Origin of the sequence: Rhodococcus sp. A14 (assembly GCF_011603105.1) — a bacterium.
Classification (GTDB): Bacteria; Actinomycetota; Actinomycetes; order Mycobacteriales; family Mycobacteriaceae; genus Rhodococcus_F; species Rhodococcus_F opacus.
Genome location: NZ_JAAOQS010000011.1, coordinates 1 through 26,506, shown reverse-complemented (window position 1 = coordinate 26,506; position 26,506 = coordinate 1). Strand labels below are relative to the sequence as shown.

General features: G+C 69.0%; 25 protein-coding genes and 1 pseudogene. 15 read left to right on the top strand and 11 right to left on the bottom strand.

What is annotated here, in order from left to right:
• Positions 1-63: 63 nt before the first annotated feature.
• The 4 genes from G9373_RS08760 to G9373_RS08745 all read right to left on the bottom strand — a co-directional run bounded on the left by G9373_RS08760 (position 64) and on the right by G9373_RS08745 (position 3,418).
• Complete coding sequence (locus G9373_RS08760; protein ID WP_005560942.1) at positions 64-618, bottom strand: DUF6764 family protein; 555 nt, start codon at positions 616-618, stop codon at positions 64-66.
• A gap of 80 nt (positions 619-698) precedes the next feature.
• Entirely contained in the window at positions 699-1,478 is a 780-nt protein-coding gene (locus G9373_RS08755; RefSeq protein ID WP_005560941.1) for an HAD-IIA family hydrolase, read from the bottom strand.
• Between the two features lie 32 nt (positions 1,479-1,510).
• Positions 1,511-2,404 carry a universal stress protein gene (locus tag G9373_RS08750; RefSeq protein ID WP_167114702.1) on the bottom strand — a complete coding sequence of 298 codons (894 nt, stop codon included), beginning with the start codon at positions 2,402-2,404 and terminating at the stop codon, positions 1,511-1,513.
• Between the two features lie 12 nt (positions 2,405-2,416).
• A complete protein-coding gene (locus G9373_RS08745) occupies positions 2,417-3,418 on the bottom strand; it encodes a zinc-binding alcohol dehydrogenase family protein (RefSeq protein WP_166680692.1) in 1,002 nt (333 codons plus the stop codon).
• A 147-nt stretch (positions 3,419-3,565) separates the two neighbouring features.
• Here G9373_RS08745 and G9373_RS08740 point away from each other — a divergent pair, with 147 nt between their 5' ends.
• Both G9373_RS08740 and G9373_RS08735 read left to right on the top strand, forming a co-directional pair.
• Positions 3,566-4,729 (top strand): helix-turn-helix domain-containing protein, encoded by a 1,164-nt coding sequence (locus tag G9373_RS08740; RefSeq protein WP_005572539.1) that lies wholly within the window; start codon positions 3,566-3,568, stop codon positions 4,727-4,729.
• 85 nt (positions 4,730-4,814) lie between these two features.
• Entirely contained in the window at positions 4,815-6,071 is a 1,257-nt protein-coding gene (locus G9373_RS08735) for an FAD-dependent oxidoreductase (protein WP_005572537.1), read from the top strand.
• A gap of 7 nt (positions 6,072-6,078) precedes the next feature.
• Here G9373_RS08735 and G9373_RS46310 read toward each other — a convergent pair whose 3' ends face one another.
• Positions 6,079-6,603 carry an alpha/beta hydrolase gene (locus G9373_RS46310; protein ID WP_346842814.1) on the bottom strand — a complete coding sequence of 175 codons (525 nt, stop codon included), beginning with the start codon at positions 6,601-6,603 and terminating at the stop codon, positions 6,079-6,081.
• A gap of 306 nt (positions 6,604-6,909) precedes the next feature.
• On the bottom strand, positions 6,910-8,457 hold the full coding sequence (gene hutH / locus G9373_RS08725) for a histidine ammonia-lyase (protein ID WP_005572535.1): 1,548 nt from the start codon (positions 8,455-8,457) through the stop codon (positions 6,910-6,912).
• A gap of 463 nt (positions 8,458-8,920) precedes the next feature.
• Between hutH and G9373_RS08720 the strand changes: the two genes are divergently transcribed.
• From G9373_RS08720 to G9373_RS08695, 6 genes are all read left to right on the top strand, one after another.
• Entirely contained in the window at positions 8,921-9,388 is a 468-nt protein-coding gene (locus G9373_RS08720) for an SRPBCC family protein (RefSeq protein WP_167114712.1), read from the top strand.
• 34 nt (positions 9,389-9,422) lie between these two features.
• Positions 9,423-9,947, top strand: a complete 525-nt coding sequence (locus G9373_RS08715) for a hypothetical protein (RefSeq protein WP_043793261.1) — start codon at positions 9,423-9,425, stop codon at positions 9,945-9,947.
• On the top strand, positions 9,922-10,968 hold the full coding sequence (locus tag G9373_RS08710; protein ID WP_166680622.1) for a MerR family transcriptional regulator: 1,047 nt from the start codon (positions 9,922-9,924) through the stop codon (positions 10,966-10,968). Before G9373_RS08715 ends, G9373_RS08710 begins: the two co-directional genes overlap by 26 nt.
• A gap of 62 nt (positions 10,969-11,030) precedes the next feature.
• Positions 11,031-11,744: a phosphatidylserine decarboxylase gene (locus tag G9373_RS08705; protein WP_054245717.1), complete on the top strand. Its 714-nt coding sequence runs from the start codon at positions 11,031-11,033 to the stop codon at positions 11,742-11,744.
• Positions 11,741-12,601, top strand: a complete 861-nt coding sequence (gene pssA / locus G9373_RS08700; protein WP_005569664.1) for a CDP-diacylglycerol--serine O-phosphatidyltransferase — start codon at positions 11,741-11,743, stop codon at positions 12,599-12,601. The genes G9373_RS08705 and pssA overlap by 4 nt, the downstream gene beginning before the upstream one ends.
• A 27-nt stretch (positions 12,602-12,628) precedes the next feature.
• A complete protein-coding gene (locus G9373_RS08695; protein ID WP_064080817.1) occupies positions 12,629-14,812 on the top strand; it encodes an AAA family ATPase in 2,184 nt (727 codons plus the stop codon).
• A 39-nt stretch (positions 14,813-14,851) separates the two neighbouring features.
• Here G9373_RS08695 and G9373_RS08690 read toward each other — a convergent pair whose 3' ends face one another.
• Positions 14,852-15,604, bottom strand: coding sequence for an isocitrate lyase/phosphoenolpyruvate mutase family protein (locus tag G9373_RS08690; protein WP_005264377.1), 753 nt, complete (start codon positions 15,602-15,604; stop codon positions 14,852-14,854).
• A 112-nt stretch (positions 15,605-15,716) separates the two neighbouring features.
• Here G9373_RS08690 and G9373_RS08685 point away from each other — a divergent pair, with 112 nt between their 5' ends.
• A complete protein-coding gene (locus G9373_RS08685) occupies positions 15,717-17,057 on the top strand; it encodes a hypothetical protein (protein WP_005563822.1) in 1,341 nt (446 codons plus the stop codon).
• Here the strand turns inward: G9373_RS08685 and G9373_RS08680 are convergent.
• Positions 17,054-17,506: an NUDIX domain-containing protein gene (locus G9373_RS08680; protein ID WP_052023934.1), complete on the bottom strand. Its 453-nt coding sequence runs from the start codon at positions 17,504-17,506 to the stop codon at positions 17,054-17,056. The genes G9373_RS08685 and G9373_RS08680 overlap by 4 nt on opposite strands.
• Positions 17,507-17,666: 160 nt before the next feature.
• Here G9373_RS08680 and G9373_RS08675 point away from each other — a divergent pair, with 160 nt between their 5' ends.
• Genes G9373_RS08675 through mnhG form a run of 6 tightly spaced genes read left to right on the top strand, consistent with a single transcriptional unit; the run spans position 17,667 to position 23,847 of the window.
• Complete coding sequence (locus G9373_RS08675; protein ID WP_133985036.1) at positions 17,667-20,501, top strand: Na+/H+ antiporter subunit A; 2,835 nt, start codon at positions 17,667-17,669, stop codon at positions 20,499-20,501.
• Positions 20,498-21,067, top strand: a complete 570-nt coding sequence (locus tag G9373_RS08670; protein ID WP_005264384.1) for a Na(+)/H(+) antiporter subunit C — start codon at positions 20,498-20,500, stop codon at positions 21,065-21,067. Before G9373_RS08675 ends, G9373_RS08670 begins: the two co-directional genes overlap by 4 nt.
• A complete protein-coding gene (locus G9373_RS08665; RefSeq protein ID WP_005264385.1) occupies positions 21,064-22,686 on the top strand; it encodes a Na+/H+ antiporter subunit D in 1,623 nt (540 codons plus the stop codon). Before G9373_RS08670 ends, G9373_RS08665 begins: the two co-directional genes overlap by 4 nt.
• A complete protein-coding gene (locus tag G9373_RS08660; protein WP_005563825.1) occupies positions 22,683-23,255 on the top strand; it encodes a Na+/H+ antiporter subunit E in 573 nt (190 codons plus the stop codon). The genes G9373_RS08665 and G9373_RS08660 overlap by 4 nt, the downstream gene beginning before the upstream one ends.
• Positions 23,252-23,512: a monovalent cation/H+ antiporter complex subunit F gene (locus G9373_RS08655; protein ID WP_005264390.1), complete on the top strand. Its 261-nt coding sequence runs from the start codon at positions 23,252-23,254 to the stop codon at positions 23,510-23,512. The genes G9373_RS08660 and G9373_RS08655 overlap by 4 nt, the downstream gene beginning before the upstream one ends.
• Positions 23,509-23,847 (top strand): monovalent cation/H(+) antiporter subunit G, encoded by a 339-nt coding sequence (mnhG, locus tag G9373_RS08650; RefSeq protein ID WP_005264391.1) that lies wholly within the window; start codon positions 23,509-23,511, stop codon positions 23,845-23,847. The genes G9373_RS08655 and mnhG overlap by 4 nt, the downstream gene beginning before the upstream one ends.
• Here mnhG and G9373_RS08645 read toward each other — a convergent pair.
• The 3 genes and pseudogenes from G9373_RS08645 to G9373_RS46305 form a co-directional block, all read right to left on the bottom strand.
• Complete coding sequence (locus G9373_RS08645; RefSeq protein ID WP_054245721.1) at positions 23,816-25,099, bottom strand: phosphatase PAP2 family protein; 1,284 nt, start codon at positions 25,097-25,099, stop codon at positions 23,816-23,818. The genes mnhG and G9373_RS08645 overlap by 32 nt on opposite strands.
• A 118-nt stretch (positions 25,100-25,217) precedes the next feature.
• Positions 25,218-26,342 carry a glutamate--cysteine ligase gene (locus G9373_RS08640; RefSeq protein WP_005563830.1) on the bottom strand — a complete coding sequence of 375 codons (1,125 nt, stop codon included), beginning with the start codon at positions 26,340-26,342 and terminating at the stop codon, positions 25,218-25,220.
• Between the two features lie 75 nt (positions 26,343-26,417).
• Positions 26,418-26,506, bottom strand: a pseudogene (locus G9373_RS46305) (superoxide dismutase family protein); the annotation flags it as partial.

Below are 26,506 nucleotides of genomic sequence, written 5' to 3'. Positions count from 1 at the left end.
AGTGCATTTTTAGCACTCGGACAGGGTGAGTGCAAGGTCGGGACGGAACCGGTGGCCGGGCGATCAGCGCATCGCGCACACCTGACCGGTGTTCACGTTGAACGCGAGGGACAGGGCACCGACGCAGTCGACGCCGTTCGCGTCGGCAGTCGCACCCGAACCCCACCCGGCGATCGCGACGGTGGTGGTGCCGTCGGCCGCACCGGAACGGGCGATGCCGCCGCCGAGCGCGAGCGCGTACGCCTGCCCCGAGCCGGTCGACGCACCGAGCGACGTTCCGTATCCGTTGGCGTACGTGGTGGCGCCGCTGTGTCCGTTGGCGACGCTCACCGCGGTGCCGCTGTCCGCGGCCATCGCGTGGGCGACGCCGGCGTCGGTCGCCTTGGCGCCGCAGCTCGCGGTGTCCGACACCTGGACGTCGTTCGCCGACGGCGGGGAGACACAGTTGACGGGGGCGGCACCGGCGACGCCTGCGCCGGCCACCGAGATTCCTGCCGCGACGCCCAGACCCACGGCCATCGCCGCTCCCACACGTGCCAGCCGTCGGCCGAACAGAGACGAGATACGAGTACGAGATGCCGAGGCGGTCGAGGTGACGGGTGTGGAGACAGCGAGCATGGAAGCTCCTTCTGGGAACGTCGAATTGGAGGATTCGCCGCGAGAGTACCCGCTCGCGGGCGGTTAGTCCCGGACCGCGGTCAGGCGAGTTCGTCGAGGAGCTTCGGCAGCTGCGCGACCGAGTCGACGACGTGGTCCGGACGCTGCGGGGCGAGGTCCAGAATCGACTGGCGGAACTTGCCCGTCCGCACCAGCACGCCGATCAGTCCCACCCGCTGCGCGGCCAGGACGTCACCCGTCAGATCGTCACCGACCATCACCGTCACATCCGGTTCCGTGCCCATCAGATCGGTGGCGGTGAGGAACGCCGCGAGCGACGGCTTGCCCACCGAGACGACGTTCGTTCCCGCGACCTCCTCCATACCGGGGAGGTAGGTACCCGTGTCGATGCGCAGCCCGTCGTGGGTGGCCCATGTGGTGCCCCGGTGCATCGCGACCACGGGGACGCCGTCGAGCATCAGCTCCACCACGCGGCTGAGTGCGTCGTGGGTGAATTCCGGCCCGGCCCCACCGAGGATCACCACCTCGGGGTCGTCGTCGTCCAGTTCGATCCCGGACAGATCGGCCGTGATGTCGCCGCTGTTGAGGACCCAGGCCCGCGCCCCGGGGTAGGTCGACCGGACGTACTCCGCGGTGAGCCGGGCCGCTGTGACGATCTCGCCGGCGTCGGCCTCGATGCCCGCCGACCGCAGGGCATCGGCGATCTCGTCGCACGTCCGGGACGTCGTGTTGGTGAGGTAGGCGCACGCGAGTCCGCGCTCGCGCACCTCCCGCACCGCGGCGGCGGCACCGTCGATCGGATGCCACGAAGTAACCAGCACCCCGTCGATATCGAGCAGGACACCCTCGACCCCAGCCATGACAGGAGCCTATCCGCGCGGCTCGGACGGTGTCACTGCCGAGCCCGGCAGACGAGGACGGGACAGGGTGCGTGGTGCACCAGATTCTGGCTGACCGATCCGAGCAGGGCACCCAGCACCTTGCCGCGCCCGTGGCTTCCGACCACCAGCAGTTGCGCCCGTGTCGCGTGCCGCAGCAGGACGTCGGCGGACACCCCCTGCGTCGTCACCGCGTTCACCGGCACGTCCGGGTACTCGTCCCGGATGCCGGCGAGGCATTCGGACACGATGGCCTTCTCCCCTTCCTCGTAGGCGGTCCAGTCCACGTACTTCGACGCGTGGGCGAGCCCGTGCTGCTTCTCGCCGCTCCACGCGTGTACCACGTCCAGACCGACGCCGAACGCGGACGCGAGTGCGAACGCCTCCTCGACGGCCTTCTCGCTGACCTGGCTGCCGTCCACGCCGACGACGATCGGGCGGGTGTCCGGTGCCGCCGTCGCGGGCTCTCCCCGGACGACCGCGACGGGGCTGTGCGCGTGGTTGACCGTGCGGAGCACGGTGGACCCGAGGAGGTAGTCGGTGACCGCGCCCGCACCCTGCGCACCGAGCGCCACGATCCGCGCCGCCCTCGACAACTCGATCAGGTGGGACACCGCCGCGCCCGATCGGACGTCGCGCTCGACGGCGAGTCCGGGATGGTCCTGCAAGACGGCTGCGGTGGTGGCGTCGAGCATCGAGTTGCCGTCCTCGCGCAGTTCCTGGATGAACTGGGCGTCGATCATCATCGCGGTGCCGTTGTAGAACGTGGCCTCGTCCGGGTACGTGTGGGCGAGCAGGAGTGGGGCGTCGAGCCGGACCGCCGTGCCCGCGGCCCAGCGCGCCGCGTCGAGCGCGGCGCGGGAACCATCGACGCCGACGACCACGGGCGCCCCTGCATGTTCGCTCATATCTCTCTCCCTCTACGACTCGAGAACTGCTGCACCGCTGAACTTTCCGCCGGCCAGGTCACGCAGGGCCCGGTCGGCGCGGTCGAGTGGGTACGGGTGGGTGTCGATACTCAGCCGGTGTTCCGCTGCGATGCGCAGGAATTCGACGGAATCCGAACGGGTATTGGCGGTGACGCTGCGGATCTGCCGTTCCCGGAACAGATGCCTCTGATACTCGAGCGCGGGAATGTCGGAGAGGTGGATCCCCGCGACGGCGAGGGTGCCGCCGTCGGCGAGCGCCTCCATCGCGACGGGCACCAGATCGCCCACCGGGGCGAACAGAATCGCGGAGTCGAGGGGTTCCGGCGGCACGTCGCGCACTCCCTGCACGGACGCCGCCCCGAGTCGCTGCGCCAGCGCACGGGCCTCCGCCCCACGCGTCATGACGTGCACCCGGGCGCCGCGGATCGACGCGACCTGGGCGGTGAGGTGCGCGCTGCCGCCGAACCCGTAGAGGCCCAGTGCACCGCCGTCGGGGACCGCGGCACGTTCGAGTGCGCGGTAGCCGATGATCCCGGCGCACAGCAGTGGTGCGAGTTCGGTGTCCGTGTAGCCGTCCGGCAGGTGCAGCGCGTAGTCGGCCGGGACCGTCGCGAATTCGGCGTATCCGCCGTCCGCATCCCAACCCGTGTATTGCGACTGCCTGCACAGGTTCTCCGAACCGCGCAGGCAGGCCGCGCAGTGTCCGCAGGTGTGACGCAGCCAGGCGATACCCACCCGGTCGCCGACAGCGAAGGTCCCCGACACCGAATCACCCAGTGCGGCAACCTCCCCCACCACCTCGTGGCCGGGAATCACCCGGGACCGGTGCACGGGCAGGTCACCTTCGGTCACGTGCAGGTCGGTGCGGCACACTCCGCACGCCAGCACCTTCACGAGAAGTTCGCCCGGTCCCGGCTCGGGAACGGCCTCACGTCCGAGTTCCAGGGGGTGGCCCGCGACGGGGCCGGGCGCGACCACGCGCCACGCGGCCATCGTTCCGGGTCCGCCCTGCGCCGCCGCCATACCCCCACAATGCCCGTGCGGGGTGGCCACCGCCAGGACCCGGAGGCTCGTGTCTCGAGGACACGGTGTCGCGGCGAAGACCGGGCCGGACCGTCCCCGGCAACTAGGCTCCCAGACATGGACCTGCGCGGTGAAGACCTGTTCACGGTGGCGGGGTCGCTGGCCGAGCTGATCGGCGCGCCGATCACGATCGAGGACGAGAACTCGACGGTTCTGGCCTATTCGAGCGGCGAGCAGGCCGTGGACCAAGCCCGCATCGAGACCATCCTGGGACGGCAGGTGCCCGGGAAGTACCGGCAGCTCCTCGCGGACGCCGGTGTCTTCGAACGCCTGCATCGCGACACCGACGTCTTCTACGTGGACATGCGGATGCCGAACATGACTCCCCGCGCGGTGATCGCGGTGCGGGACGCGGGACGCTCGGTCGGGTCCATCTGGGCGGCGATGACGTCCGCCCCCACCCCCGAACAGGAATCGATCCTGCGGTCCGCGGTCCCCGTCGTCGCCGAACACATCGCGGCGGAGCGTGAACGGGTGGACGTGACGCGCCGGATGCAGGTCGATCGGGTGCGCGCACTGATCAACGGTGGCGAGCCCGCCTTCCGTGCCGCCGACGACCTCCGGCTGGAGGGAAGGCTGACCGTCGCCGCGGCCGCCCCGGTCGCGGTCGGGAGCCCACTGCCGTCCGGCTTGCTCGCCTCCCTCGGCCTGTACCTCGACACGTTGGCGGTCGATTCGGTCGCCGCCCAACTCGACGACGTCATCTATGTGGTCATCGCCGCATCGGAGAAGGACGTCCGGCGCCTCGCCGAGAATTTCCTCGGTCGCGCCCGCAGCGGGGCCGCGTTCGTGGTCGCCGTCGGACGCGAAGTGACCACAGCGAGCCAGGCGCACCTGTCGCGGGGGGACGCCGACCGGGTCCTCACCGTCCTGCAGCACGCCCGGTCCGGCGGTGTCGTCGGTTCGATGCGGGACAGTCTCGCGTCGGTGCTGGCGTTGCGCGTCGCGGACATCTTCGACGGACTGGGCGAGCTCACCCCGCTCGCCGCGCTGACCCGGCACGACGAGCAGCACGGTACCGATCTCGTGGCCACGGCCCGTGCCTTCCTGGCCCATGGCGGCGATGTCGCCGATGCGGCGGCCGCACTGCACGTGCACCCCAACACCCTGAGGAACCGGCTGCGACGCTGCGTCGATTCGTGCGATGTGGACCTGACCGACGCGGACACCCGGCTCATCCTGATGTTGCATCTGAAGCTGACGGGACTGCGGGATATGTGACCCCTGGCCGATTGCACAGGGGTCACTGTCCGGGACTGGCCGAACGGCTACTCCCCCGACGCCGTCGCCGACCGATGATGGAGTCATGAGCACAGTGCAGCGCCCTGACCATGTCGCGATCGTCGGAGCAGGCGTCGTCGGATTGTCCACGGCGTGGTTCCTTCAGGAGCGTGGCGTGCGCGTCACGGTCGTCGACCGGCACGGTGTCGCGTCGGACGCGTCCTGGGGCAATGCGGGTTGGCTCGCACCGGCATTGACGTTGCCGCTGCCCGAGCCCGCCGTGTTGAAGTACGGGCTGCGCGCGATGCTGAATCCGTCGTCGCCGGTCTACGTTCCGTTCACGACCGATCTGCGCCTGGTGCGTTTCCTCGTCGGCTTCGCGCGGCACTGCACACCCTCCCGGTGGGCGGACGCGATGACGGTATTTGCCGAGGTCAACCGGATCTCCCTGGGCGCCTACGACGAACTCGCGGACGGCGGCGTGCGGGAGCACACCCATCTCGCCGACCCGTTCCTCACCGCATTCAAGTCGGACGAGGACCGCGAAGCGCTCGTCGACGAATTCCGTCACGTCGAGGCCGCCGGCGGGGAGGTCGAGTACGACCGCGTCGACAGGGACGAGATCCACTCTCTCGAGCCGAGTCTCGGTAACGGTGTGCACTCCGGTCTGAGGCTGCGCAACCAGCGCTTCATCGACCCGCCGCGCTTCGTGCACTCACTCGCCGACGCCGTCCGGGCCCGTGGCGGCGAGATCAGGTCCGGCTTCGACGTGACGGCTGTGCAGGATCGGGGACAGTCAGGGGTCCGGCTGGTCTCGGCCACCGGCGACGCGGTAGCCGCCGATGCCGTCGTCATCGCCAGCGGCGCACGCCTCAATGCACTCGCCCGCCCGTTCGGTGTCCGCGCCCTCGTGCAGGCCGGCCGCGGCTACAGCTTCAGCGTCCAGCCCCAGCAGATGCCGAAGAACCCGATCTACTTCCCCACCCAGCGAGTGGCGTGCACGCCCTTGCAGGACCGTTTCCGCGTCGCCGGAATGATGGAATTCCGTAGTCCCGACGCACCTCTCGACCCGCGCCGGGTACAGGCGATCATCGAGGCCGCGACGCCCATGTTCACCGGCATCGACTGGGAATCGCGTCGTGAGGAGTGGGTCGGGTCCCGGCCCTGCACCACCGACGGACTTCCGCTCGTCGGCGCCACCCGCTCCCCCCGCGTGCACGTGGCGGGCGGTCACGGAATGTGGGGCATCGCGCTGGGGCCGCTCACCGGACGCATGCTGGCCGACTCCATGACCGGCGGCGAGGTTCCCGGTGTCATGCGGCATTTCGACCCGCTGCGCTGAGCGCGGCTCAGGAACGGGATGCCCAGAATCTGCGCAATTCGACGACCAGTTCGCGCGACCGCTCGCCGGGGAAGAACAACTTGCCACCCCGGATCTCCACGACTTCCCGCGCTCCCGGGATGAGGTCGCGCAGCCAGTAGGCCCACTTCGTCCGGAAGAACACGTCCCCGGTGCCCCACACGACGAGTGTGGGCACCTTGAGTGCCGCAAGGTCCGACTCGACCGCGAGCATGTCGCGTGGATGGAGGGACACGTTCTGATACCCACTGCCGTACAACAACTTGCGAGCCCTCGACACGTTCCTCGCCAGCGGTCGCGCAATCCGGGCGAGCAGTCCCGCCCGGGCGAGCAGCACGGCGGGAAGGAACGCCTTCGGCGGCACGTTGTCATGGGTTTCGCAGTTCGTCAACGTCAGCGACGACAACATATCGGGGTGCCGGGCCGCGAAGATCTGCGCGACCGCCCCACCGGTGTCGTTGGCGACGACGTCGACCTTCGACAGCCCCAGCGCGTCGCACGTGGCCGCGACCACGTCGGCGAGTGCGCCGAGGGTGAAGTCCCTGATCGGGCGCGGCGGGGGTGTGACCGTGCAGCGGGAGGTCGAGCGCGACGCACCGCCGTTCTCCCTCGAGTTGACGGATCACGTTGCGCCAGAGGTAGCCGGAGGTCCCGACACCGTGAATGAAGAAAGCCACAGGGCCGGTGCCGGAATCGAGGCAGCTCACCGGACCACGGTCCGTGTCGACGGCCTTCCTTCGTGTGTCGAACTCCGCGAGAGTCCTGCATTCCACGGTAGTTCGCAAAGCTCGAGGCATCAACGGGCCGCGGGGCACGCCGCTCAGTCCAGCTTTCCCACCACCGTCTCCGCGCTCGCGACCAGCGCGCCGGAGGCCGCGAGGGTGACCGCGGCCTCGATTTCCGGCGCGAGGTGACGGTCGGTTCCCGGTCCGGGAACGTGCTCGCGGATCGTGTCCCGCACCGCACCCGTCGCGGGCGACGGCGCCAGCGGGGCACGCAGGTCCAGCGCACGAGCGGCCGTCAACGCCTCGATCGCCAGGACCCGGGTCAGTCCGTCGACCGCCCGGCGCAGCTTCCGGGCGGCCGACCACCCCATCGACACGTGGTCCTCCTGCATCGCCGACGACGGAATCGAGTCCACACTCGCCGGCGCCGCCAGCCGCTTCAGCTCCGAGACGATCGCCGCCTGGGTGTACTGCGCGATCATGTGGCCGCTGTCCACCCCCGGATCGTCGGCCAGAAACGGGGGCAGCCCGTGATTGCGGGCGACGTCGAGGAAGCGGTCGGTGCGGCGCTCGCTCATGCTCGCCACGTCCGCGACGACGATGGCCAGGAAGTCCAGCACGTATCCGACCGGCGCCCCGTGGAAATTGCCGTTCGACTCCACCCGCCCGTCCAGCGTGACCACCGGATTGTCGATTGCGCTCGCCAGTTCCCACGACGCCACCCGCTCGGCGTGCGCGAGCGTGTCCCGCGCCGCCCCGGCGACCTGCGGCGCGCACCGCAACGAGTAGGCGTCCTGGACCACGGTGCAGCTGGGATTGGCGTGGCTCTGCACGATCTCCGAGCCGGCGAGCAACCGGACCATGTTCGCGGCGGCGCGGGCCTGTCCGGGGTGCGGCCGGAGCGCCTGCAGATCGGGGGCGAACACCTTGTCGGTGCCGAGCAGCCCCTCCACACTCATCGCCGCTGTGACGTCGGCCAGACGCAGCAGCCCGTGCAGGTCCTCGCACGCCAGCAGCAGCATGCCGAGCATGCCGTCGGTGCCGTTGATGAGGGCCAGCCCCTCCTTCTCCGCGAGGACTACCGGTGCGATACCGGCGGCGGACAGCGCCTTCGCAGCCGGCATCGATTCGCCGTCCGCGTCCCGCACCGTGCCCTCACCGATCACCGCGAGCGCGACATGGGCCAGCGGCGCCAGATCGCCGGAGCACCCGAGGCTGCCGTATTCGTGGACCACCGGAGTGATCCCCGCCGACAGGAGCGACGCGTAGACCTGCGCGACTTCCGGCCGCGCGCCGGTCCTGCCGGTGGCCAGGGTCGACAACCGCAGCAGCATGAGGGCACGCACGACCTCACGTTCCACCTCGGGGCCATTTCCGGCGGCATGCGAGCGCACCAGACTGCGCTGCAGCTGCGTCCGCAGCGCAGAGGGTATGTGCCGGGTGGCGAGGGCCCCGAAACCCGTCGAGATCCCATACACGGGCTTCGGATCCTCGGCCAGCGCCTCGATGCGCTTCCGGGTTTCCGCCATGGCCGACATCGCGTCCCGCGAGATCCGCACCGGCGCGCCGAGACGTGCCACCCGGATCACTTCTTCGGCGGAGACCGCTCCGGTTCCGACAACGACAGACTCTTCGGCTCCCACAGCCCCAGTCTCCCCCGGGGTCGGGCGGAGAGTGACGGGATTGCGGGAGCGACGACGGCGTCTACATCCGGCCGCGGAGAGCTTCCTCGATTTCGCGTGGCGTCATCAGACGTTCGAGTTTTTCACTCGGCCACGAGGACGGACGTCCTTGCAATCGGGCTGATTCGAGTAGAGGGAGAGGGCTGCGGTCCCACCGCAGGATCGAATGAACATTCACTACCGATCACTTCCGAACACCGACTCGACAACTTTCCATTTTGCGCCATTGCACCGGCGACATTTCGTCGCGCTCTTGACTCATCGCCCATCGTGCCCCTTTGGTTACACGGTTTCGATGAGGCGCGCGGAAGTGCTGGAAAACTGCAGTCGGGACGAGAATTCAGTGACCTACCGCACACCTCTCTGGCACGAGCGCCTATCATGACGCCAAAGTAATTGTTACCTTACGTACCACCTTCCCTGACTGGAGACAGCCGATGGCAACACCCTCGAAGCAAGCATCGACATCGACGCGCCCCCGCATGACGTGTGGGCCGTCGTGTCGGATCTGAAGCGAATGGGCGAATGGAGCCCCCAGTGCCGCACGATGCGCGTCCTCGGTGGCGTCGTCGAAGAGGGCACCAAAACCGTCAACATCAACCGCAAGGGCTTCCTAGTGTGGCCGACCACGTCGAAGGTCGTGAAGTTCCAGCCGAACAAGACCATCGCGTTCCGGATCCTCGAGAACCGCACCATCTGGTCGTACGAACTCGAGCCGACGGCAGGCGGAACCAAGGTCACCGAGCGCCGCGAAGCCCCGACCGGAACGTCGAAGGTGTCGCAGTTCCTGGTCAAGACCGTCCTCGGCGGCAACGAGGACTTCGAGGTCGACCTCGTCAAGGGCATGAACACCACCCTCGCCCGCATCAAGTCGGCGGCCGAACGCACGTAGTCCGGTTGACCCTCGACCTGGTCGAGGCCTCAGCGTGGTCCGCATGGACACACCGGACGCCGTCATGGCGAGGATCGCGCAAGGACAGGAACTGGCAGTGACGGGTGACCGGGAGGGCGCCCGACGCATCTTCGAGGAGGTGTGGGACGCCCTCGCCGGTCCCGGCGACGACACACCGGACCCGTTGCACGTCGTCACGCTGGCCCACTACCTGGCGGACGTCCAGACCGACCCCGCCGAGGAGCTGCGCTGGGATCTGCGGGCCCTCGCCGCCGCCGACTCGCTGACCGACGACCGAGCTCGGCAGCACCACTCCTCGCTCCGGGTCGCGGGGTTCTACCCGTCGCTGCACCTCAACGTGGCGGCCGCTCATCACGCGCTCGGCCAGTCGTCCGAGGCACGCCACCATCTCGATCGGGCCGCGCAGAGCTGCGAACACCTCCCCGAAAACAGATATGGACGGACGATCCGCGGGGCCGTCGAGCGACTCCGCGCAGAACTCGACGCCGACGCTGTCGGACCGCAGGGGCAGAGTGAGCACCGTGCTCAGCATCGGTGAACTCGCCCGGTCGTCCGGTCTGTCGGTCAGCGCGCTGAGGTTCTACGACAAGGCAGGCGTGCTCACCCCGCACGTGGTGGACCCGCGCACGGGCTACCGCTGGTACGCCGACAAGCACGTGGACGCAGCGGTCCTCGTCGCCGCGAGGCGCCGGGTGGGGATGCCCGTGAAGGAGATGGCGGCCGTGCTGAGCGGCACGGACGCCCACGGACTTCTCGACCGGCATCTCGGCCGGCTCGAGAAGGGGCTGGACGACGCCCGGCACGAACTGACGAGAATTCACCGCCTGCTCGACGCGCGAGCGGCGCGGGAGTGCACGATCGTCCTCCGCACCACCGACCTCCTCACCGCGTTCGGCTCGGTGCGGTTCGCCGCCGACGCCGACTCGCAGTTCCCGGTGTTACGCGGCTGCCTCCTGGAAACCGACCACGACGTGCTGCGGCTCGTCACCACCGACCGCTACCGGCTGGCGGTCGGCACGGTGGCCGTCCTCGAACCGCCGGACGAACCGATCTCCGCCGTCGTCCCGTGCACGTTCCTGGACGACGCGGCCAGACTGCTGGGTCGCCACGACACGGTGACCGTCGTCGTCGGCGTCGGCGTCGGCGTCGGCGTCACCCTCCGCTGCGGCGCCGAGCAGCTCACCACCCGCCTCGTCGACGGCGCGTTCCCAGACCATCGCAGTCTGTCGCCCCTCGACCGCGGAATCGAACACACCTTCTCCTCGGCGGACTTGCGCGCACTCCTGGCGGACGCCGGCGACCGGGTGGATCTCGGTGTTCTCGAGTCGGGCGAGATCGTCGTCGGCAGCCCGGCGACGGAGCAGCCCGCGCGCTTCCATGTGCAGGTGAACGCCGGTTTTCTCCTCGAAGCCGTCGATGCGCTGCCGGGTGAGCAGTTGACGTTCCAGGTGGGTGGACCCATCACGCCGCTCGCCATCCGGCCACGATCCGTTCACACATCGGACCCCGCGAGTGCGTACTCTCTCCTGATGCCGTTGCAGCCGGTAGCGCTCACGTAATCTGTGAGTGCGGCGCGATGGCGCGCAGGCAGCACGTCCGTCCGACACAGTTAGAGGAGCCCGTGGCACGCAAGCCCACACCCCCCGGAACCCCGCAACCCACGAGCGTCGGGCATATCGTCGACCTCGTCCGCGGAGCAGTTCCGCCCCTACATCCGGCCGGGCTGCCCTTCGTCCTCGCGCCACTCGGTGTGGCCGTCCTCGGTCGCAAGCGCAAGTGGGTCCGGCGCGGAGCGCTGACCTCCGCCGCGGCCTGCGCCGCGTTCTTCCGGCATCCGCACCGCGTACCGCCGAACCGTGTCGGCGTCGTGGTCGCGCCCGCCGACGGCGAGGTCGCGCTCGTCGACTCCGCGGTCCCGCCGTCCGAACTCGACATGGGCACCGAGCCGCTCCCCCGGGTCAGCATCTTCCTGTCCGTGCTCGATGTGCACGTCCAGCGCAGTCCTGTCGGCGGTGAGGTCAGGAAGGTCGTCCACCGGCCGGGCCAGTTCCTCTCCGCCGACCTCGCCGACGCCAGCGAGGTCAACGAACGCAACAGCATGCTGCTGCACACCTCGGAGGGCCACGATGTCGCCGTCGTGCAGATCGCCGGTCTGCTCGCCCGCCGGATCGTCTGCGACGCCAAGGTCGGCGATACCCTCCCGATCGGTGACACGTACGGCCTGATCCGGTTCGGCTCCCGCGTCGACACGTACTTCCCGGTGGGCACCACGTTGCTCGCCGAGCGAGGGCAACGGACGATCGGTGCCGAGACCGTCATCGCTCAACTGCCGTGATCGCCAACGCGAAGCGACAGCGGAGGGGTCGACCCAAGCAGGCGGTCCGGCTCCTGCCGAGCGTGGTCACGATCCTCGCGCTGTGCGCGGGGCTGTCCGCGGTCAAGTTTGCGCTCGACGGCGACCTCGGAACGGCGTTGGCCATGATCGGTGCGGCCGCGGTCCTCGACTCGCTCGACGGCCGGATCGCACGGATGCTCGACGCCACCAGCAAGATGGGCGCGGAGCTGGATTCGCTTGCCGATTCCATCTCGTTCGGCGTCGCACCGGCCCTCGTCCTCTATGTCACGCTGCTGGACGGCCAGAGTTTCGGCTGGATCATCGCCCTGATCTACGCGGTGAGCATCGTGCTGCGGCTGGCCCGGTTCAACACGCTCCTCGACGAGGACGACATGCCGGGCTACGCCAACGAGTACTTCACGGGGGTCCCGGCGCCCGCGGGTGCGCTGGTCGCGCTGACCCCGCTGGCTGCCGCGGCGCAGTGGGGCGACGGCTGGTGGTCGTCGTACCCCGTCGTCGTGGCGTGGACCGTGATCTCCGCGGCGCTGATCGTCAGCCGGATCCCCACGCTGGCGCTGAAGACGGTGTCGGTGCCGCCGCACATGGCTGCCGGTCTGCTCGTCCTCGTGGCGCTCGCGGCGGCGGCTCTGGTCACCTACCCGTACATCCTGCTGATCGCGCTCGTCGCGGTGTACCTCGGGCACATTCCGTTCGCGGTCCATTCGAAGCGGTGGGTGGCCGCGCGGCCCGAGACGTGGGACATCAAGCCCTCCGAGCGGCGGGCCATCCGGCGTCAGCCGGACGCCCGCGGCAGGCGATCCGCCGCACGGCTCGGACTGCGCCGGCCGGCCCGATAGTTCGCTCCCGCACGTAGGCTCGACGACGTGACCTCACCGGAACTCGCGCTCACAGTCCGACTGAACACCTCGGCCGCCGACACCCGGCGCGGTGTGGTCCGGCTGCATCCGGAAGCCCTGGCCGCGCTCGGCCTCCGCGAGTGGGACGCTATCGCCCTCGTCGGCGCGCGCCGCACCGCCGCGGTGGCAGGTCGCGCGCCGTCCGGAACGCCCACCGGGACTGCGCTCCTCGACGACGTGACCCTGTCCAACGCCGGGCTGACCGAGAACAGCACGGTCGTCGTGACACCGGTGACGGTGTACGGCGGGAAGACGGTGACGGTCAGCGGCTCGAACCTGGCCGTCAACTCCGTCTCCGACGTCACGCTGCGTCACGCCCTGCTCGGCAAGGTCCTCACCGTCGGCGACACGGTGTCGCTGCTCCCCCGCGATCTGGGCCCCGGAACCAGCACCGCCCCCGCCACGCAGGCACTGTCCCGGACGTTCGGGGTCGCGTGGACATCCGAGTTGCTCACCGTCAGCGGGGTCGACCCGGCCGGTGGTCCGGTGAGCGTGCAGCCCAACACCGCGGTCGGATGGGGCGAGGGTGTGCGCGCGACGGTGTCCGCGACTCCGTCCCGGTTGCCCGCGCCGCCTGTCCGGCCCGCCGAGGAAGTTCCCCCGGTCCCGGTCGAGGACCTGGTCGGTTCCCACACCCAGGCAGCCAAACTCACCGAATGGCTCGGACTGGCGCTCGACGAACCCGAACTGCTCCGCAAACTCGGGGCCTCACCGCATCTGGGCGTCCTGGTGACCGGGCCCGCAGGCGTCGGGAAGGCGACGCTCGCCCGAGCGGTGCTCGCCTCCCGCCGAGTCGTCGAACTCGACGGGCCGAGTGCCGGCGCGCTGGAAGCCGACTCACGGTTGCAGCGGGTCACCGCGGCGGTCGACGCGATCCGCAGCGGCGGCGTCCTGCTGATCACCGACATCGATGCCCTGCTGCCCGCCACGCCGGAGCCGGTGTCGGCGCTGATCGTCGAACAGCTCCGCCGCGCGGTCGACACCGTCGGGGTCGCGTTCGTCGCGACGTCGGCGCACCCGGAGTCGGTCGACGCCAGGTTGCGCGGACAGGACCTGTGCGACCGCGAACTCACCCTGACCCTGCCCGACGGCTCCACCCGCCGGGCGCTGCTGGAACTGCTTCTGCGGAAGGTCCCCACCGACGGCATCGCCCTCGACGCGATCGCGGCCCGCACACCGGGATTCGTCGTCGCCGACCTCGCCGCGCTGTGCCGGGAAGCGGCCCTGCGTGCCGCCTCACGCGCGGCCAGGAAACCCGTCGACCCGGCGCTCACCCAGGACGACCTGCTCGGCGCGCTCGACGTGATCCGCCCGCTGTCGCGGTCGGGCAGCGAGGAACTCGCGATCGGCAGTGTCACCCTCGACGACGTCGGGGACATGGTGGAGACCAAGCAGGCGCTGACCGAGGCGGTGCTGTGGCCGTTGCAGCACCCGGATTCGTTCGCCCGGCTGGGGGTCGATCCCCCGCGCGGAGTACTGCTGTACGGCCCGCCCGGTTGCGGCAAGACCTATCTCGTTCGGGCGCTGGCAAGTTCGGGACATCTGAGCGTGCACGCCGTCAAGGGCGCCGAACTGATGGACAAGTGGGTGGGTGCGTCCGAGAAGGCGGTCCGCGAACTGTTCCAGCGGGCGCGGGATTCGGCCCCGTCGCTGATCTTCCTCGACGAGGTGGATGCCCTCGCGCCGCGCCGCGGTCAGAGTTCCGACTCGGGGGTGTCCGATCGGGTGGTGGCGTCACTGCTCACCGAACTCGACGGCGTCGAACCGCTGCGCGACGTGGTGGTCGTCGGCGCCACCAACCGGCCCGACCTCATCGACCCGGCGTTGCTGCGGCCCGGCCGCCTGGAGCGGTTGGTGTTCGTGCCGCCGCCGGACGGTGCTGCCCGCCGCGCGATCCTGCGGACGTCCGGGAAGTCGGTGCCGCTCGCCGCCGACGTCGACCTCGACGCCCTGGCGGACGACCTCGACGGCTACTCGGCCGCCGACTGCTCGGCGCTGCTGCGGGAAGCCGCGCTGGCCGCCATGCGCCGGAACATCGACGCAGCCGACGTCTCCGCCGCCGACGTGGCGGAGGCACGCGAAAAGGTGCGCCCCTCACTCGATCCCGAGCAAGTGGCGCACCTCGAGTCCTATGCGCTGACGCGCCCGTGAGTACTTGTTAACCGCCCGCGGTTAACAAGTACTCACGGGTCAGGACCAGCGGCCGAGCAGCGTGGCCGCGTGTGCGGCGAGGGCGGCCTGGAAGAACGGGCCGAAGCTCACCCGCGCGACGCCGAGCGGCCCGAAGCTCGCCGGATCGTCCTGATCGGGCAGACCGATGGCGTTGACGGGCAGCGGCAGCTCCGACGTGAGCCGCTTCTGGGTGGCGTCGTCGTGACGGCCCACGGGGTACAGCACGTCGGCGCCGGCCTCTGCGGCGAGCTTCAGCCGAGCGATCGCGCGGTCGACACGGTCGGACTCGTCGCCCACCTGCTTGACGAACAGGTCGGTGCGCGCGTTCACGACCACGTGGACCCCGGCAGCGTCGGCCGCCTGCCGCAACCCTCCGACGAAGTCGGCGTGCTCCTGCGGTTCGCGGAGACGCCCGCCCTCGCTGTGGACCGTGTCCTCGATGTTCAGGCCGACGGCTCCCGCGCCGATCAGACCTTCGATCAGACGGGCGGGCTCGAGCCCGTATCCCGATTCGATGTCGACCGACAGCGGCAGATCCACCGCTGCGGTGATCTGCGAGATGCGGTGCAGCAGCTCGTCGAACGTGATCCCCTCGTTGTCGGGCTTGCCGATCGAGTCGGATACCGGGTGGCTTCCGACTGTCAGCGCCTGAAAGCCAGCGGACACAGCCAGATTCGCGGACCAGGCATCCCACACGGTGGGCAGGATGACGGGGTTGCCGGGCTGGTGCAGTCCCAGCAGGGTGGTGGCCTTCTCGTTGATCGACGTCATAGGTGGGCTCCTCGCCTCGGTGGTATTCGATCGGAGTCGTTCTCGGGCACGCCTTCGGTGCCAACGCCGGGTTCGCCATTTCCATTCCTACCCGCTCGAGTACCGTGAGCGAATGGACTTCCGGGAACCCCTGTCGGCCGCGGCTGCTCTCGCGTCCGGTGCACTGGCCGGTTTCGTCCTCACCAATCCCCGCAACCGGGCCTGGACGATCAACGCGTCCGACCGGGAGGTCGACCGGTGGCTCAGCAGCCAGCCGACGGGTGTGGTGGTGGCTCTCGTTCTCGCCGTCATCGCGGTCGCCGGTCTGCAACGGTCCGGCTCCCGGCGGGTGTCGTGGCTCCTGGCGGCGGCGTGCGCGCTCGCCCTGATCGGTGCGCGCTGGGTGGTGCCGGACGTCGGCGGGGTCGACACGCTGATCGCCCTGCACTTCGCGAAGACCGCGACTGCCGGGTTCCTGCTGGGCGCGGCGGTCGCCGCGGTGTGGGGTCGCTGGGTTTCGCAGCTGGCGTCGACTCTCGGTGTGGCGAGCGCGTTCCTCCTCGCGAGTGTGCAGCGACTACCGCGCGGCGACACCGCGTATGTCGAGCCCGCGAGTATGAGCACCTCCGCGATCGGCGAACCCCCGCAGTGGCTGCTGATCGGAGTTCTCGTGCTCGCGCTCGCATCGGCGGTGGTGGCGCGGTCGCAGTTCCGGGTGCAGCGTCCCGACCGGAAGACCCTGCTGACCGCGCTGGTCGGCGCCTTGGCTCTCGCCCTGCTCAACCGGTTGCTCGGGGCATGGATCGACGATCAGGAATTCGGCGAACCCCTGACGGTCTGGCTGATCGTCGCGTTCTCGCTCGCCGTGATTCTGACGGTCACGGTGCTGATCGCACGCCGGTTCCCGGGGATCGACGGACGCTTCCTGCTCGCCGCGACCGGTGTCACCGCCGCGGCCGTGCTCGTCCTCGACGACCTCCGGACTCCGCGGGTGACGACGCCCGCGACGGCATTGCTGGCGGTGGGCGTCGTCGCGCTTGCCGCGGGCATCGCGGTGGCGGTCAGGGTCCCGCCGAAGTGGCGGCGCCCGCAGTGGGGACTGAGCCTGGCCGCCGTCGTTCCGCTGCTCGCCGCAATCTGGCCCGACTTCGGCGACGACGGCGTCGCGTTGTTGATCCGGCTGGCCGTGCTGGGCTGCGGCACGGGTTTCGCGCTCGCCGCCGCTCTGCCGGGGTCGGCGCCCGTCGCGGTGCTCGGTTTCGCATTGCCGTTCGCGTCGCTGGTGTTCGTGGCGGCGACCACCGTTCCCCGCAGCCGGGTGGTCTACCCGGGCTCGAGCAGCGAACACCGTCTGCCGTCGTCGCCTGCCTCGACCGCCGCGTCCGACCATCTCGTCGGCTTCGTGATGCTGCTCGTCGTCGCGTTCTGCGTCTACTCGGTCCACGAGCGGCGCAGTACCCCGGAAGGCAGCTAGTCGAGGAGGCCGAGCGACTGCAGCCGACGGAACACGAGCATCGAACCGGGCGCGACGTCGGGCATGGCCGCGTATTCGTCGACGGTGAAGTACCGCAGTTCGGCGATCTCGCTCGCCGGCCGCGGCTCGGCGCTCAGTTCGGCGAGGAAGCAGGTCATGTGCAGGTCGGTGCCCTCGGGGTGTCCGTACGCGGGCGCCTCGAAGACCCCCAGATGTTCGAGCGTCCCGTCGACGATTCCGGCGTCGAGTTCCTCCCGGATCTCGCGGTGCAGAGCCTGTTCGGCGTTCTCGCCCGGATCGATCTTTCCACCTGCCATGTAGAACGCGGTCTTCCCCACCGATCGGGTCTGGAGGAGTTTCCGGTCGCGGATGTGGGCGAGCGCGGCGGTTCGGATCTCGGCAGGCACCGTCACAAGATAGAACAGTCCGGCCGGCCGCCCATAACACATTCCGCCCCATTAGTCCGATTTGCCGCGATTGTGAGTCCGAATAACCGACCCAGTAGGATGTACCCCGTAGCCCAGTTCGCTAGCTAAGCGAACGGTCTACACGACTCGGTTCGTTTCGTTCCGACACCCCGCCGCCCGCTGACCCCCGACGGAGTGCCTTTTGCTTGCTGTTCTGCTCGCCCATGCCGTTGCCGCCGTTCTGGCTCCGCTTGTGGTGCGCAAGTTCGGCCGCAATGGTTTCTACCCTCTCTCCCTCGTCCCGCTGGCGTCGCTCGGATGGGTGATCGCGAACTGGGGCACGGAGCAGACCGTGTCCATCGAGTGGGCTCCGGGCCTGTCGATGGACCTCGACTTCTGGTTCGATCCGCTCGCCGCGATCATGTCGGTGCTCGTGCTGGGCATCGGCACGCTCATCCTGGTCTACTGCGCGCGCTACTTCACCGACGACGAACCCCGCCTCGGCATCTTCGCCGCCGAGATGGTGGCCTTCGCCGGGGCCATGTTCGGCCTCGTCGCCAGCGACAACATGTTGCTGCTGTACATATTCTGGGAACTGACGACGGTCCTGTCCTTCCTGCTGGTCGGGCATTACGCCGAACGCGCGTCGAGTCGCCGGGCGGCGACGCAGGCGCTGCTCGTCACCACCGCGGGTGGTCTGGCCATGCTGGTCGGCATCATCATCCTCGGCCAGGTGAGTGGCACGTACAACCTGTCCGAACTGATCGAGATCGCACCTCGCGGCTGGCTCGCCGGTGTCGCCGTCGTGCTTGTCCTGATCGGTGCCCTGTCGAAATCCGCGATCGTGCCGCTGCATTTCTGGCTGCCCGGAGCGATGGCCGCCCCGACCCCGGTCAGCGGCTACCTACACGCCGCGGCCATGGTGAAGGCCGGCATCTATCTCGTCGCCAGACTGTCGCCCGGTTTCGCCGACTCGGCGCCCTGGCGGTTCACGATCATCACGCTCGGTCTGCTGACGATGGTCCTCGCCGGGTGGCGGGCGATGCGTGCCTTCGACCTCAAACTGGTGCTCGCGTTCGGCACCGTCAGCCAGCTCGGTTTCATGATGGTCCTCGTCGGCCTCGGCACCCGCGACGCCGCGCTCGCCGGCATGACGATGGTCGTCGCCCACGCGATGTTCAAGGCCGCGCTGTTCATGGTGGTCGGGATCATCGACCACACGACGGGCACCCGCGACATCCGCAAACTTGCGCACCTCGGTGACCGTGCTCCCGCTCTGATGGTCGTCGCCGCGCTGGCCGCGGCGAGCATGGCCGGGCTTCCCCCGTTCCTCGGGTTCATCGGAAAAGAAGCCGCATTCGACTCCCTGTTGAGCACGACCGTCCTCGCCGACCCGGCGCGGATCGTCACCGTCGGCGTCGTGGTGTTCGGTTCGATCCTGACGCTCGCCTACAGCGTGCGGTTCATGTGGGGCGCCTTCGGTCGCAAGCGGCTCGCGCGGCCGAGCCCGGCCGTGCAGCGCATGCACGCACCGGGACCGTTGTTTCTCGCCGCGCCCGCCGTTCTGTCCGTACTGAGCCTGGCGGCGGGACTCGTGGCGCCGCAGCTCGAGAAGCTTCTGACGCCGTACTCGCAGACCCTGCCCGCCGAGGGCGTCTCCGACTACCACCTCGCACTGTGGCACGGCGTGAACACCGCCCTGCTGCTCACCCTGCTGGTGTTCGCCGTCGGCACCGCGCTCTTCGTGGCGCAGCGCTGGGTCAACCGGTTGCGGTTCGAGCATCCGCCGCTCGGCAACGCCGACCGCATCTACGACGCGACGCTGCGCGGCATGGACGCCTTGTCGATGCGGCTGACCGGCGCCACCCAGCGCGGTTCGCTCCCGCTGACCCAGGCGACCATCCTCGGCACCCTCGTGGTGGTGCCGCTGGTGCTGCTCGTCGTCGGCACGAATACGGGCGCCGACGTCCGGTTGTGGGATTCGCCGGTGCAGTTCGTGATCGGGCTGATGATGGTCGCGGCCGCGCTCGCCGCGACGGTGATGCGCAACCGTCTGGCCAGCGTGATCCTCGTCGGTCTCAGCGGCTACGGCTGCGGTGTGCTGTTCGCCCTCCACGGTGCCCCCGACCTCGCGCTCACCCAGTTCCTGGTGGAGACGCTGACCCTCGTCATCTTCGTTCTCGTGTTCCGGAAACTGCCCGCCGAGGTGGACGAGCGCCGGGCGATCGGATTCAAGATTCCGCGGGCGCTGCTGGCGGTCGCGGTCGGTGCCACCATCACCACGATCGGCGCGTACGCCATCAACGCGCGGAACTCGGTGCCGATCTATGAGCGACTCCCCGACGCGGCGTACTACCTCGGCAACGGCAAGAACGTCGTCAACGTCCTGCTCGTCGACATCCGTGCCTGGGATACGCTCGGTGAGATCTCGGTGCTGCTGGTGGCGGCCACGGGTGTCGCGAGCCTGGTGTTCCGCAACCGCCGCTTCGGCAGCGCACCCCGGGTGTCCGACGCCCCCGCGGTCACGGCCGATTCGTCGGCGTCGCATTCCGAGACGACGTGGCTGCTCGGCGGCGACCTCATCGACCCGAAACACCGGTCCCTGGTCCTCGAGGTGACGACCCGGCTGATCTTCCCGACCATCATGGTGTTGTCGGTCTACTTCTTCTTCGCCGGTCACAACGCGCCGGGTGGCGGGTTCGCCGGCGGCCTCACCGCCGGTCTCGCGCTGGTCCTGCGGTACCTCGCGGGTGGACGGTACGAACTCGGCGAAACCGTCCCGATCGACGCGGGCAAGATCCTGGGCCTCGGACTCACACTTGCGGCGGGCACCGCGCTGGCGTCGCTGTTCCTCGGCGCCCCGGCTCTCTCCTCCGCGGTGTTCGAGGTGACGCTGCCGCTGGTCGGCCACGTCAAGATGGTCACCGCCCTGTTCTTCGACCTGGGTGTGTATCTCATCGTGGTCGGGCTCGTACTCGACGTGCTCCGCAGTCTCGGAGCACGTCTCGACGCACAGATCGAGGTGAACCAGCGATGAGCGCGAACATCGGATTTCTCGTCATCATCGGCGTCCTGGTGTCGGCGGGCGTCTACCTGCTCATCGAGCGCAGCATCACCCGCATGTTGCTGGGACTGCTGCTGTTCGGCAACGGCATCAACCTCCTGATCCTCACGTCCGGCGGTTCGGACGGCAATCCGCCCATCGTCGGCCGTGAGTCCATCCACGAGTCGATGGCCGACCCGCTGGCTCAGGCGATGATCCTGACCGCGATCGTCATCACGATGGGCATCGCCGGTTTCGTGCTCGCGCTCGCGTACCGGTCGTTCAAGATCACCACGCAGGACGCCGTCGAGAACGACCCCGAGGACACCAGGGTCCTGCGGCGCCGGTCGCCCGCCGAGGCACCCGACCGGGACCGCTCCGACGACCCGGTCACCGGCGAGCCGAGTTTCAGCGGCGACGCATTCGACAAGGACGGAAACCCTATTCCCCTGGAAGAGCTGAAGAACCTCGAGGACCTCGAATGCTACGAGGACCTGCACGAGGGTGACTTCGACGACGACGAGGACGCCGACAAGGCCGGGATCGGGGAGAGGTCGTGACCATTTCCCCGCACATCATCACGGCCCTCGCGCCGCTGCCCGTCCTCGTCCCGATGCTCGCCGCCGCGGCCACGCTGGTGCTCGGCCGGCGTCCGCGTGCCCAGCGGATCATCACGCTCGTCGCGTTGATCGGTGTTCTCGTCGTGTCGGGACTGCTGCTGTTCCTGGCCGACCGCGACGGGACGACGGCCATTCAGGTGGGTGGCTGGGATTCACCGATCGGCATCACGCTGGTGGTCGACCGGCTGTCCGCGATGATGCTGGTGGTCTCGTCGATCGTGCTGCTCGCCGTCATGGCGTACGCCGTGGGTCAGGGTATCCGCGACGGCAGTGAGGACCAGCCCGTCTCGATCTTCCTGCCGACGTATCTGGCGCTGACGGCGGGCATCTCCAACGCGTTCCTGGCGGGCGACCTGTTCAATCTGTACGTCGGCTTCGAGGTGCTCCTCGCCGCCAGCTTCGTCCTGCTGACGCTCGGTGCGAGCGCAGACCGTGTCCGTGCGGGCGTGTCGTACGTGATGGTGTCGATGGTGTCGTCGCTGATCTTCCTGGCGGGCATCGCGTTCGCCTACGCAGCCACCGGAACGCTCAACCTCGCCGACATGGCCACCCGCCTCGACGGCATCCCGTCCGGAACGCGCACCGCCATCTTCGGTGTGCTGCTCGTGGCGTTCGGCATCAAGGCGGCGGTGTTCCCGCTGTCGACGTGGCTGCCCGACTCCTACCCCACCGCGCCCGCGCCCGTCACCGCGGTGTTCGCCGGCCTGCTCACCAAGGTGGGTGTGTACGCGATCATCCGCGCGCACACGCTGCTCTTCCCGGAGGGCGAACTCGACAACGTGCTCATGGTGTGCGGCCTCCTGACGATGCTCGTCGGCATCCTCGGTGCGATCGCGCAGAGCGACATCAAACGTCTGCTGTCGTTCACCCTGGTCAGCCACATCGGGTACATGGTGTTCGGTGTCGCGCTGTCCACACAGTCGGGGCTGTCGGGTGCCATCTACTACGTGGCCCACCACATTCTCGTGCAGACCACGCTGTTCCTGGTGGTCGGTCTGATCGAACGCCAGGCCGGATCGTCGTCGTTGCGACGGCTCGGCGGGCTCGCCGCGGCGAGCCCCGTCCTGGCCATCGTCTTCCTCGTCCCGGCCCTCAACCTCGGTGGTATCCCCCCGTTCTCCGGGTTCATCGGCAAGGTCGCGCTGTTGCAGGCCGGCTCGGCGGATGCGAGCGTGCTGGCGTGGATCCTCGTCGCGGGCGGAACCCTCACCAGCCTCCTCACGCTGTACGTCGTCGCACGTGTGTGGACCAAGGCGTTCTGGCGGGCGCGCGCCGACGCCCCCGAGGGTGACCTCGCGGACGTCAGCCCGTCGGCGCTGCTCGACGAGTCCGAGGCCGACATCTCGTTCGACGACCGCGCCGACGTGGGCCGTATCCCCGCGATGATGCTCATCCCCACCGTCGCCCTCGTCGCCGTGGGGCTGGCGATGACGGTGTTCGCCGGCCAGATCATCCAGATCAGCGATCGCGCGGCGAGCGATCTGCAGAACCGGTCCATCTACATCGACGCCGTCCTCGGCGGTCACCCCGGCGGCGAAGCGCAGGAGGCACCGCGATGAAACGCGAGAGACTTCTCCAGTTCGGCGCGCTGCTGTGGCTGATGGCGGTGTGGATCCTGTTGTGGGGCAACGTCAGCTGGGGCAACAGCCTCGGCGGGCTCGCCGTCGGCGCGCTCATCATGGTGCTCATGCCGCTGCCGCGGGTGCCCGTGGAGGGCCGGGTGCACGTCCTGCCACTGCTCCGGCTGGCAGTCATGTTCGTGTACTACTCGCTCCAGTCGAGCCTCCAGATCGCCTATCTCGCACTCCGGCCCGGGCCGCCGCCCGTCACCGGGGTCCTGCGCTACCAGCTGGGAATCAAGTCCGACCTCGTCCTGACCCTGTGCATCGACGTACTGAACCTGATTCCGGGCACCATGGTCCTCGAAATCGACCAGGTACGGCGGATCGTCTACGTGCACGTCCTGGACATAGGTTCGCAGAAGGCGGTCAGCCAGTTCTACCGCACGGTCGCACAGTTGGAACGGTTGTTCATCGAGGCGTTCGAACGCGACTCCGACTGGAAACCGAGCCCCTGGCACAACCGCGACCTGCACTACGACGACCCCACTCAGGAGGGCAGCTCATGACAGTCGTATCGGTCATCTCCGGAATCGTCCTGGTCGTCGCCGGGGTTCTGACGACGTTCCGGCTGCTCGACGGGCCCAACTCGCTGGATCGCCTCGTCGCCCTCGACACCCTGATCGCGCTCGCGATGTGCGGGCTCGCCGTGTGGGCCGCGTACACCGGCGACACGACGATCGTGCCCGCCATCGTCGCGCTGTCGTTGGTGGGGTTCATCGGTTCGGTGTCGGTGGCCCGGTTCCGGGTGAGTGACAAGTCGTGACCACCGTGCTGAACGTCATCGGGGCCACGCTCATGCTGTGCGGCTCGCTGCTCGCGCTGACGGCCGCCATCGCCATCGTCCGATTCCCGGACACCCTGCGCCGCATGCACGCCGCCACCAAACCGCAGGTGGTCGGTCTCATCATGGTTCTCGCGGGCGCCGTCCTCGAACTGCGTGGCAACGTCGACATCTGGATGCTGATCCTCGTCGGCATCTTCACCCTGTTCACCGCGCCGGTCATCGCGCACAGCGTCGGCCGGGTGGCGTACCGGGAGCAGCGAGATCAGGACGGGCTGTTGATGATCAACGAGTTGGAGCCGCCAGAACGTCCGTGACCGCTGCCTTGGCGCCGCTGCCCCACCGTGCGAGTGCGGTGTCGGGCCGGGCGAAGAACGTCGCGTAGAACCCGAGGCTCATCGCGGCGAGGGCACCGAGGACTAGTGGTCCGGACACCTCGGGGAATCGGCCCATCGGCACTGCGAGGTAGCGGTAGCTGAGCAGCAGTCCGGCCAGCACCAGCGCGCCGCCTCCGACGAGGCGGACCCGGAACCAGCCCCACCCCCGTTCGGGGTCGCGCAACGCGGATTCGATGGTCAGGCACAGGACGGCTCCGGCGACCAGGTCGACGCCGTAGTGGTAGCCGAACCCGAGGGTCGCCGTCAGCGTGCACACCAGCCAGAACGTGCCACCGAGCCGCAGCCACCAGGCGCCCTGCCGGGAGTGGATGAACAGGGCGAGAGCCCACGCCGTGTGCAGGCTCGGCATGCAGTTGCGGGGGGTCGCCGAGTCGAACGACATCGGTTCGGGCGCGAAGTCGGGTGTCGGGACGAGGTTGGGCCAGTAGTCGCTGACCTGGAACCCCTGCCCCTCGGTGCCGAACGCGAAGATCGGACCGACCACCGGGAACAGCACGTAGAAGACGGGACCGATGAGACCGATCAACAGGAACGTGCGGACCAGGTAGTGCGACGGCCAGCCGTTCCGCAGTTGGTAGACGGCCACCGCGATGGCCGCGACCGGCAGTTCGATGTAGACCCAGTGGAGGATGCCGTAGCCGACGGGTCCGAGGGCGTCGACGAACTGCCCCAGGTGCCACGAGGGGCTGCCCAGCGCGTGATCGGCCAGTTGCGCGTATTCGTCGAGGATCATCGGCCCGGCCATGATCGTGACCTGCAGCCAGGCGTCACCGAACTTGGTCGCGAGAATCAGCAGCGCACCAAGTCCGACACCCCTGAGGGCGCTGCGCCGCTGGTCGCCGGTCCATCGGACCGCCGCATACACGCCCACCGCCGTGAGTACCCAGGTCGCGCCGTTGCCGACGGTCAGCGGGCCACCGGACAGATAGCGCACCGCGGCGACCACGACATCGATACCGGCCGCGGCGGAGAGTGCCACGACGCGCTGGCGATTGGTGAGCCCGACCATCGCGAGCGCGAGGCCTGCCCACGGGACGGACGCCGACTTGGGGGTCAGGACATAGTCGTGGAACAGGCTTTCGAGGGGGCCTTGGAAACCCTGTGTGGACGCGACCAATTGGACGACCACCAGCAGGATCGCCACCCCGAGCGCCCCGCCCGCCGCGAACATGCGGGATCGATCGACGGGCCCACCCGGCCGTACAACGGCAACATCGTCGATCGACACCCGCCAAGTGTAAACAACACGTGAACGGGAAGTGGACGAGTGTCCTGCCCGAGACCGTCCTTCAGGTCCCGAGCTCTTTCACCAGCGCATCGACCACGGCCACCAGGTCACCGCCGGTCGCCTCCGCGACTTGACGTTGCCGCTGGTAGGAAGCGCCACGACGGGGAATCTCGGCCACGGCGGCCAGTTCGTCCGCGCAGCCGAGACGCACAGCGGTCGGGGCCAGCTTCTCGAGCAGGTCGTTCAGGTCGTCGGTGACGAGGCGCTCGTTGCTGTCCTGGTCGAGAATGATCTCGGCGTCGAGCCCGTACCGCGCGGCCCGCCACTTGTTTTCCTTCACGTGCCACGGCTGCAGGTTGGGCAGATTCTCACCTGCCTCGAAACGCCGGTCCAGGTCGACGATCAGGCAGTGCACGAGCGCGACGAGCGAACTGAGTTCAGCGCGGGTGGAGATGCCGTCGAAGACGCGGACCTCGATGGTGCCCCACCGTGGCGCCGGCCGGATGTCCCAGTGCATCCCACCGACCTTGGTGATCACACCGGTCTTCATCTGGTCGCTGATGAAATCCTCGTACTGCCCCCAGTTCGCGAACTGGTACGGCAGCCCCGCGGTGGGGAGCTGCTGGAACATCAGCGCACGATTACTCGCGTACCCCGTGTTGACGCCGGCCCACATCGGTGAGGACGCGGACAGCGCGAGCAGGTGCGGGTACCGCTGCAGCAGCGCATTGAGGATCGGGAACACCTTCTGCGGCGAGGACACACCGACGTGGACGTGCACACCCCAGATGAGCATCTGACGGCCCCACCACTGGGTGCGTTCGATCAGCTCGTCGTAATCCGGTGTGCGCGTGACCAATTGGGTCGACCATTGCGCGAACGGGTGCGTTCCCGCGCAGATGAGATCGACGCCGAGCGGGTTCGCCGCCCGCCGCAACAGGTCGAGCGACTCATCGAGGTCGTCCATCGCCTCACCGACGGTGGAGTGGATACCGGTGACGAGTTCGACGGTGTTGCGCAGTAACTCCTTGGTGATCCGCGGATCCTCGGGACCGGCGAGATTCGCCACCGCGTCGAATACCTCCGCGGCCGTGTTGGAGAGATCCCGCGTGACCCTGTCGACCAGCGCGATCTCCCACTCGACGCCCAGAGTCGGCCGCGGCGAACCGGGAAAGGGAACTACCACGGTTTCGATCCAACCACAGGCCGCAGTGCGCGGCAGCGCACCGGCATCCAGGCCGAAGCCGGGATGTCACGCGACTCAGCTGGCGCCGATGACACCGCAGGCCACCCGGGAACCCGCGTCCCCGGTGTTCAGGGTTTCCTGATCGGGGGCGGGTGCGTAACGGG

What these genes read in the sequence shown, in the direction of transcription:
- G9373_RS08760 (WP_005560942.1), bottom strand. Translation starts at nt 618, where the DNA reads ATGCTCGCTGTCTCCACACCCGTCACCTCGACCGCCTCGGCATCTCGT.
- G9373_RS08755 (WP_005560941.1), bottom strand. Translation starts at nt 1,478, where the DNA reads ATGGCTGGGGTCGAGGGTGTCCTGCTCGATATCGACGGGGTGCTGGTT.
- G9373_RS08750 (WP_167114702.1), bottom strand. Translation starts at nt 2,404, where the DNA reads ATGAGCGAACATGCAGGGGCGCCCGTGGTCGTCGGCGTCGATGGTTCC.
- G9373_RS08745 (WP_166680692.1), bottom strand. Translation starts at nt 3,418, where the DNA reads ATGGCCGCGTGGCGCGTGGTCGCGCCCGGCCCCGTCGCGGGCCACCCC.
- G9373_RS08740 (WP_005572539.1), top strand. Translation starts at nt 3,566, where the DNA reads ATGGACCTGCGCGGTGAAGACCTGTTCACGGTGGCGGGGTCGCTGGCC.
- G9373_RS08735 (WP_005572537.1), top strand. Translation starts at nt 4,815, where the DNA reads ATGAGCACAGTGCAGCGCCCTGACCATGTCGCGATCGTCGGAGCAGGC.
- G9373_RS08690 (WP_005264377.1), bottom strand. Translation starts at nt 15,604, where the DNA reads ATGACGTCGATCAACGAGAAGGCCACCACCCTGCTGGGACTGCACCAG.
- G9373_RS08685 (WP_005563822.1), top strand. Translation starts at nt 15,717, where the DNA reads ATGGACTTCCGGGAACCCCTGTCGGCCGCGGCTGCTCTCGCGTCCGGT.
- G9373_RS08680 (WP_052023934.1), bottom strand. Translation starts at nt 17,506, where the DNA reads ATGTGTTATGGGCGGCCGGCCGGACTGTTCTATCTTGTGACGGTGCCT.
- G9373_RS08670 (WP_005264384.1), top strand. Translation starts at nt 20,498, where the DNA reads ATGAGCGCGAACATCGGATTTCTCGTCATCATCGGCGTCCTGGTGTCG.
- G9373_RS08660 (WP_005563825.1), top strand. Translation starts at nt 22,683, where the DNA reads ATGAAACGCGAGAGACTTCTCCAGTTCGGCGCGCTGCTGTGGCTGATG.
- G9373_RS08655 (WP_005264390.1), top strand. Translation starts at nt 23,252, where the DNA reads ATGACAGTCGTATCGGTCATCTCCGGAATCGTCCTGGTCGTCGCCGGG.
- G9373_RS08645 (WP_054245721.1), bottom strand. Translation starts at nt 25,099, where the DNA reads ATGTTCGCGGCGGGCGGGGCGCTCGGGGTGGCGATCCTGCTGGTGGTC.